Source organism: Rhodoligotrophos appendicifer (genome assembly GCF_007474605.1).
In the GTDB taxonomy this organism is placed as follows: domain Bacteria; phylum Pseudomonadota; class Alphaproteobacteria; order Rhizobiales; family Im1; genus Rhodoligotrophos; species Rhodoligotrophos appendicifer.
Genome location: NZ_VHKL01000033.1, coordinates 1 through 533 on the forward strand (window position 1 = coordinate 1; position 533 = coordinate 533).

The following is a 533-nucleotide window of genomic DNA, read 5'->3' on the forward strand; positions in this document are numbered from 1 at the left end:
GGTCTTTGATCACCTAACAAGCATCACAGGTGGCAAAGATATGCCTACACAGGTGCCCGCGGATCCAGCAGAGAGCTTAGCAGAGTTTCCTTCTGCATGTTCTCTTTATCTTCAATCCGGTGGGGCAGGACTCTCTTCTCCATGAACGCATGCCGATCGTTACTCATTTAGATGATGAACCTCCTGGTCTGCGCGTAGACGGCTCGTCGATCAGCTCCTAATCTGCCGCCATGTGCAACCTCTACAGCCAGACCAAGGGCCAACAAGCGATCAACGAGCTGATCCGACCCTGGCGCGACGGCACGGGGAACCTGCCGCCACTGCCGGGGATCTTTCCGGATTACTCGGCCCCCATCATCCGCAACGCGCCGGAAGGCCTGGAGATGGTCATGGCGCGCTGGGGCATGCCGTCGTCGCAAAGGGTGCTCATGGAGGCCACGCAAAAGCGGGCGCAGAAGCTGGAGGCCAAGGGCCAGGCCGTCGATTTCAAGGAGCTGCTGCGGAGGGAGCCCGACAAGGGCACGACCAACATC

At 59.5% G+C, this 533-nt stretch carries 1 pseudogene; it reads left to right on the plus strand.

Annotation, left to right across the window (positions count from 1 at the left end):
* Positions 1-230: 230 nt before the first annotated feature.
* Positions 231-533, plus strand: a pseudogene (locus FKM97_RS26495) (SOS response-associated peptidase); the annotation flags it as partial.